Source organism: Actinoplanes sp. NPDC051633, from assembly GCF_040681735.1.
Taxonomy (GTDB): Bacteria; Actinomycetota; Actinomycetes; order Mycobacteriales; family Micromonosporaceae; genus Actinoplanes.
In genome coordinates this window covers 1-7,220 of the sequence record NZ_JBFAZH010000319.1, presented here as the reverse complement: position 1 = coordinate 7,220, position 7,220 = coordinate 1, and the positions used below count along the sequence as shown (strand labels likewise).

Annotated in this window: 5 protein-coding genes and 1 pseudogene; 2 read left to right on the top strand and 4 right to left on the bottom strand. The window is 70.1% G+C overall.

Features of this window, described 5'->3' with window-relative positions; translation table 11 throughout:
* Together AB0M20_RS19090 and AB0M20_RS19085 are read right to left on the bottom strand one after the other, a co-directional pair.
* A pseudogene (locus tag AB0M20_RS19090) lies at positions 1-589 on the bottom strand (hypothetical protein); the annotation flags it as partial.
* Between the two features lie 101 nt (positions 590-690).
* Positions 691-1,464, bottom strand: a complete 774-nt coding sequence (locus tag AB0M20_RS19085; protein WP_364299805.1) for an exodeoxyribonuclease III — start codon at positions 1,462-1,464, stop codon at positions 691-693.
* A 353-nt stretch (positions 1,465-1,817) separates the two neighbouring features.
* Between AB0M20_RS19085 and AB0M20_RS19080 the strand changes: the two genes are divergently transcribed.
* On the top strand, positions 1,818-2,369 hold the full coding sequence (locus AB0M20_RS19080; RefSeq protein WP_364299803.1) for a hypothetical protein: 552 nt from the start codon (positions 1,818-1,820) through the stop codon (positions 2,367-2,369).
* Here the strand turns inward: AB0M20_RS19080 and AB0M20_RS19075 are convergent.
* Both AB0M20_RS19075 and AB0M20_RS19070 read right to left on the bottom strand, forming a co-directional pair.
* Positions 2,345-4,696 (bottom strand): EAL domain-containing protein, encoded by a 2,352-nt coding sequence (locus tag AB0M20_RS19075; protein ID WP_364299801.1) that lies wholly within the window; start codon positions 4,694-4,696, stop codon positions 2,345-2,347. The two genes, AB0M20_RS19080 and AB0M20_RS19075, sit on opposite strands and share 25 nt — an antisense overlap.
* A gap of 95 nt (positions 4,697-4,791) precedes the next feature.
* Positions 4,792-5,607, bottom strand: coding sequence for a universal stress protein (locus AB0M20_RS19070; RefSeq protein WP_364299799.1), 816 nt, complete (start codon positions 5,605-5,607; stop codon positions 4,792-4,794).
* Positions 5,608-5,768: 161 nt separating this feature from the next.
* Here AB0M20_RS19070 and AB0M20_RS19065 point away from each other — a divergent pair, with 161 nt between their 5' ends.
* Positions 5,769-7,052, top strand: coding sequence for a citrate synthase (locus tag AB0M20_RS19065; protein ID WP_364299797.1), 1,284 nt, complete (start codon positions 5,769-5,771; stop codon positions 7,050-7,052).
* The last annotated feature ends 168 nt before the right edge of the window (positions 7,053-7,220 follow it).

The window sequence follows — 7,220 nt, the reverse complement described above, 5'->3', positions numbered from 1 at the left end:
CGGCTCTGCGCACCGCGCTCGAGGCCGATGTCGCAGCCGGGCCGGTCGTGGTGGCCGGCGATTTCAACGTTGCGCCGACCAGACGCATCCACTCGCTCTGCCGGCGGACCGAGGGAAGCACCACGACGGCGGCGTCGGCCAGATGCGAGACCGCCAGCTCGGCGGTGGTCCGCAGGCACAGCCGCTGGTGCAGGGACGAGGCCAGCCGGCGCCCCGCCTCGGCGAGGAACGTCGTGCGGGCGCGCTCCCGCTCGAGCGGCGTCACATCCTGCAGATACCAGCCGTAGTGCTCGTCGCCCAGGGCCCGGCGGACGCCCCGGATCTGTCGTCCGCCATGGATGGCGGTGAAGGCGTCGTCGCCATCGGTGATCGCGCGGGCCAGCTCGGGCACCGGCCCGGCGGTCGCGTCCATGCCCGGCCGCAACTCCGGCACCAGTAGCTCGGCCGCCGTGTTGACCAGCAGGACCTCGTGGGTGTCGGTGCACAGCACAACGGCCTCTGTGGTGGCGTCGAGCGCCGCATGCAGCAGGGCCGGGGCGGGGGCGAGACGTACCCGCCGGTCGGCTTGAGCCGGGAGTGGCGAAGTCATGTCGTGGTCCCCCCTTTCGTCAGCCCGTGATCGGTCGCTCTTGCGCACAGCCTACGTGCTTCCGGTCCCCACAGCCGTCGCCGCGCGTCGTTCGCGCTGCTCTATCGGTCGAGATCGACCACGATCGGGGCGTGGTCGGAGGGGCCCTTGCCTTTACGCGCCTCGCGATCCACCACCGCATCCTTGACCGTCGCGGCGATGTCCGCCGTCGCGTAGACCAGGTCGATGCGCATGCCCATGTTCTTGTGGAACATGCCGGCGCGGTAATCCCAATAGGTGAACGGGTGGTCCCCTTTCAGGGGACGGGCGGGGAGGTCGGTGAAGCCGAGACCGAGGATCCGCTCCAGCGCCTCGCGTTCCGGAACCGTCACGTGGGTGGACCCGGCGAACGCCCGCGGATCCCAGACGTCGGCGTCGGTCGGCGCAACGTTGAAATCGCCGGCCACCACGACCGGCCCGGCTGCGACATCGGCCTCGAGCGCGGTGCGCAGAGCCGACAACCAGGACAGCTTGTACGTGTAGTGCGGATCGTCGGTGGTGCGCCCGTTCGGCACGTACACCGACATGAACCGGACGCCGTCACACACCGCGCTGATCGCCCGCGCCTCCGGGTCGGGATAGCCCGGCTCGCCGGCGAAGCCGTTGCGCACGTCGTCGAGCCCGACCCTGGACAGCAGCGCGACGCCGTTCCAGCGGCCCTGACCGTACTCGGCGGTCTGATAGCCGAGCTCGCTCACCTCGGCGGACGGGAAGTCACCCTGCGCGACCTTGGTCTCCTGCAGGCAGAGCACGTCCGGCTGCGTCTCCGCCAGCCACTCCAGCAGCCGGGGCAGGCGGGCCTTGACCGAGTTGACGTTCCAGGTGGCGAAGCGCATGCGGAACAGACTGCCGCATGCCTACGACATTTTCGCTAGCGGGCCCCGCGGATCGCGGCCATCAGGGCGCCGCCCAGTCCCGCCGCCAGCATCAGAAGCGCGAACAGCAACCACACGTTGACCTCGGCGCCGACCAGACCCGTCATCTCGCCCTCCCGCTAATCGCCCGGTGTGTCGCTCGTCTCTCTGTGTACTCCATCGGCGCGCCTCACGCGAACGCAAGGATTTCGAGCCGAGCGAATAATGCCCGACTTGTGGGTGTCCCGCCAGCCTCAGATGCCACATTTGTCACCCGAGGGTGTTTCGGCAGCCCGGGGATGGTCAGAATGGATCACGGGCATGGGGGAGGCGTGATGCGGGTCGATGTGCTGCCGGAGCTGCCGCCGGAGTTGCTGGACGAGGCCTGGGAGTTCTATCGGGAGACGTTCGCGCCGCTGGTCAAGCTGGCGGTCACCCGCCACCTGATGGTGCGCGCCGAGTTCGACACGATGATGGCCGATCGGCGCGCGCTCAAGTACGTCACGCGCGACGACGCCGGCCTCACCGGGATGTCCGTGATGACCGCCGACCTCGACGCGGTGCCGCTGATCTCCCCGCCGTTCTTCCAGCACCACTGGCCCGACCTCTACGCCGAACGCCGCATCGTCTACTGCGTGTTCATCGGTGCGCGGCCCGGCCCGCGCGGCAGCGGCGTCTTCGTGGCGTTGCAGCGCGAGATCTACGCCCGCATGGTCGAGCCGGTCGCGGGCATCGTCGTGCTCGACGTCTGCCTGTGGAACGAGCGCGAGCGCAACCTGCCCTGGGCGGTCGAGAGCATCCTGTCCACCATCGCCGGCGGCGAGGCCAAGGCCACCCGCGTGGACAGCCAGTCGTACTGGCTCTACGAGTTCCCCGTCGCCAGCTGATTGCGGCCCTTGGTCACCGGGCCGGTGGCGCGCTGGTTCTTTCCGGCGCCGAGCGGGCCGGCCGGCGATACCCCGGCGGCGGCTCGCGCGGCGGGACCGCCGGCGTGCCAGTGCGCGGCGAACTCCGCGGGCGGGACCGCCGGGCCCCACAGCCAGCCCTGACCCTGGGTGACGCCGACACCACCCAGGGCATCGCGCTGCCCGCGGGTCTCCACCCCCTCGGCGACGATGCTCAGGCCGAGCGCGCAGCTCATCGCCACCACGGCCCGCACGATCTCCTCGTCCTCCTGGCTCTGCCCCAGGCCGGAGACGAACGAGCGGTCGATCTTGACGCCGGTGACCGGGAACCTGCGCAGATAGCCCAGCGCGGAGAAGCCGGTGCCGAAGTCGTCGACCAGCAGGCGCACGCCCAGCTCCCGCAGCTCGAAGAGCACCCGCGAGGTGACGCTCGACCCGTCCACCATCACCGACTCGGTCATCTCCAGCGCGACCGTGCGGGGCGGCACGCCGTACTTGAGCAGCTCGGCCGAGACCACCAGCGGCAGGTCGGCGTCGTTGAGCTGACGGGGCGAGACGTTGATCGAGATGTAGAAGTCGTCGGCCACGGTGCCGTCGGCCCGCCACGCGGCGAGCTGGCGCAGCGACTCCTCGCGCACCCAGGTGCCGATCTGGGCGATCATGCCGGACTCCTCGGCGATCCCGATGAACGCCATCGGCGGGATCGGCCCACGGGTCGGGTGCGTCCAGCGCAGCAGCGCCTCGGCGCCCAGCGCGCGTCCCGTGTCGAGCTGCACGATCGGTTGGTACGCCACGTGCAACTGCCCCTCGGCCAGGGCGGTGCGCAGTGCCGCCTCGAGCTCGATCCGCTCCCGCACCCGGTCGTGCATCGAGGTGTCGAAGATCGTGGACCGGCCCGGCCCCTCGGACTTCGCCCGGTACATCGCCGTGTCCGCGTCCCGCATCAGCGCCTCCGCGGTCACCGCCGGATCCCCCGCGGCCGCGGCGTGCGCGATGCCGATCGACGCGCTGATCACCACCTCGGTGTCGTTGACCCGGATCGACTTGGCGAAACAGGTGCGGATGTCGTCGACCAGCCGCAGCGCGCCGGGCTTCTCACCCACGTACGCCAGCAGGAACTCGTCGCCGCCGGTGCGGGCCACCATCACCGCGGACGGGACCGCGGCGCGCAGCCGGGCGGCCACCTCGAGCACCAGCTGGTCGCCGGTGTCGTGCCCCCACGAGTCGTTGACCCACTTGAAGCCGTCGAGGTCGAGCAGGTAGACCCAGACCCGGCGCTCGCCCTGCGGCGGCAGCTCGATCAGCAGCCGCTCGATGTGCGCCGACATCTTGCGGCGGTTGGGCAGCCCGGTCAGCGGGTCGTGCAACGCCTGGTGCTCGGAGTGCCGCTGGGCCGCCGCCTGGGCGCGGACCGCGGAGACCGCCCGGGCCAGCAGCAGGAGCATCATCACGCCGCCGGTCACGGCGATCGCCAGCCGGTACGCCGCCGAGTGGCCGCCGACCGCCACCAGCAACACGAACGGCGCCGCCACGGCCGGGCCGAGCAGACCCATCCGGCGCCAGGACCAGGCCTGCACCGGGCGCCGCGCGGCACGGCTGAGCCGGACGGCCGACGGGTGCAGGGCGGTGACCGCGAGCAGCGTCATGGCCAGCAGATAGGGCACGTCCAGGAACGTCGACGCGTAGGTCCGGCCGGACACCCCGATGATCGCGTAGGCCAGGTCGCCGGCGAACAGCAGCGTCATCGTGCCGAGGAACGAGGCCAGGCTGAACGGCCACGTGGTCGCGGTGAAGGTCAGGTTGACCACCAGCAGCATCAGCACCACGTCGAAGAACGGGTACGCCGCGGCCAGCACCGTGACCGGCAGCGGACGATCGCCGTAGCCCGCGGCCGGCGCGGCCAGCAGCAGGCCGCAGACCAGGCCGCCGGCCAGGCACACGGTCAGCCCGTCGAGCACCGCCAGCCAGTCGAGACCGCCGCGGGCGCGCAACAGGATCACGAGGCAGGTCGCCAGGCCCACGTACCCCGGAATGATCACCGCATCGGCGAGCAGCAGCAGGGGCATCGGCTGGTCGGAGACGAACGGCCGGAGCACCACGCCGATCAGGAACAGCAGCGCGGTGGTGCCGAGCAGCAGCCAGGCGGCGCGCGGCTCGGCACGCATCCGGCGCGGACCGGCGAAGCACGCCCAGACCGTGCTGACCCCGATCATCGCGAAGATCAGCAGGCTGATCTCCAGCGACAGGTTCAGCACGTAGATCGCGGTCGCGACGAGGCCGGCCGCGGCGACCCATCGCCACTGCCCCACGCCTGCCGCACCCGCCACAACGCCCCCAACGGCGGGGCACGCTGTGCCGGTGATCAAGAATCCGGGGGACCCGCCGAAGGCACCGTACCCGGAGATCAATGCCCCGTGGCAGTGGTTCCGTGGACAAAGAGGGTCGGGCAGGCGCCGCGCCGCAACAGCTGCAGCGCCACCGGCCCGAGCAGCTGCGTCCCGTCGGTCCCACGCGGCCCCACCAGCATCATGCGTGCCTGGCGCGAAGCACGGACCAGAGTCATCGCCGGATCACCGATCAGCAATCGTTTCCGGACATCGTGCAGCTCCGGAACGGCGGCCAGCGCGTCGTCGAGCAGCCGTCGCCCGGCCTGCTCGCCGCCGCGCTTGGTGATCACGTGCGCCACCTCGATCGGCACCGCCCGCCGGGCCGCCTCGTCGGCGGCGAACTGCAGCGCGGACAGCGACTCGGGGGAGCCGTCCACCGCGGCCAGCAGGGGACCGGAGGGCGGGCGGGGGCCGCGGGCGACCACGGCGGGACAGAACGAGCGGGACACCGTCTGATAGAGCACCGAGTCGATGGGCAGCTCCTCGGCGGACTGGTCCTCGTCCCCGAGCACCAGCAGCTCGGCCATGCGGCTCTGCCGGAGCAGGACCCGGACGGGCGGGCCGTCGGTGATGATCCCGGAGACGCGTACCCCTGGGGTGGAACGCGAAGCCGCGGCGACCGCGCGGTCGATGATCTTGCCCGCCTCCCGCCGCGCCTGCGAATAGCTCAGCTGCGGCGCACCGAAGCTCTGGTCGGGCCACGTGAAGGCGTGCACCACGCGCAACTTCCGGCCGCGGGCGACGGCCTCTCGGGCGCCCAGGCGCACCGCGGCGAGGCCCGCGGAAGTGCCGTTGACGCCGACGACGACGGGGGCTGATCTCGGGGTCTTCATCGACTCCCACCTCCACCCACCATTATCTATGGTGCGGGGCGTTCGTCGCGCTACGTGATCTATTCCTCAGAGCATTGGGCGGCTGATGACCCATTCAGGTTGAGGGTTTACGGTGAAGTTCACGTTCTTGGGGACATCTGCCGGTGAAGCGAGGGAAATACATGACGGATGTCAAGCTCGACCATCCCGGTGGCCAGCTGTCGATGCCGGTGCGTCCGACCGTCGAGGGCCCGGGCGGCATCGAGATCAGCTCCCTTCTGAAAGAGACCGGATTCGTCACCCTCGACACCGGTTTCGTCAACACCGCGTCGTGCACCTCGTCGATCACCTACATCGACGGTGACGCCGGCATCCTGCGCTATCGCGGTTATCCGATCGAGCAGCTGGCGGAGAAGGCGTCGTTCCTCGAGGTGTCGTACCTCTTGATCCACGACGCGCTGCCGACGCCGGCGCAGCTGGCGAAATTCGCCGACCAGATCCGCGTGCACACCCTGCTGCAGGAGGAGATGCGCCACTTCTTCTCGGGCTTCCCGCGCGACGCGCACCCGATGGCGGTGCTGTCCTCGGCGGTCACGGCGCTGTCCACGTTCTATCAGGACGCGCTCGACCCGACCGATCAGGAGCAGGTCGAGATCTCCGGGATTCGCCTGATGGCGAAGCTTCCGACGATCGCGGCGTATGCGTACAAGAAGAGCATCGGTCACCCTTTGCCCTACCCCGACAACTCCTTGGACTACGTGCAGAACTTCCTGCGCATGACGTTCGGCCTGCCGACCGTGCAGTACGACGTCGACCCCGAGATCGCCAAGATCCTCGACATGCTGTTCGTGCTGCACGCCGACCACGAGCAGAACTGCTCGACCTCCACGGTCCGGCTGGTCGGCTCGGCGCAGGCCAACCTCTTCGCGTCGGTCTCGGCCGGCGTGAACGCCCTCTCCGGCCCGCTGCACGGCGGCGCCAACGCGGCGGTGCTCGAGATGCTCGAGCTGATCAAGAGGGACGGCGGCGACGTCGGCACCTTCGTGAACCGCGTGAAGAACAAGGAGAAGGGGGTCAAGCTGATGGGCTTCGGCCACCGGGTCTACAAGAACTACGACCCGCGTGCCGCCATCGTGAAGAAGGCCGCCCAGGACATGCTCTCCAAGATGGACAAGCCGGACCCGCTGCTCGAGCTGGCGTTCCAGCTCGAGGAGATCGCGCTGTCCGACGACTACTTCGTGTCCCGCAAGCTGTACCCGAACGTGGACTTCTACACGGGCCTGATCTACAAGGCGATGGGCTTCCCGACGAAGATGTTCACGGTGCTGTTCGCCCTGGGCCGCCTGCCGGGCTGGATCGCACAATGGCGCGAGATGATGCTCGACCCGTCCACCAAGATCGGCCGACCGCGCCAGCTCTACACGGGCGAGGCCGAGCGCGACTTCGTCGCCATCACCGACCGCTGACCCGATCGTCGGAGAACCCCGTCGTCCTGCTGGGCGGCGGGGTTCAGCCGTCTCAGGAAGATCAACCCCAGATGGGTACGACCGGCGCAAAGTCCCCGGGCCCACCCGCGGGCAGATCGCGGCTCAGCCTCCCTGCCCAGCCGCCGGGCTGTCCCGGCCGGGCACGCC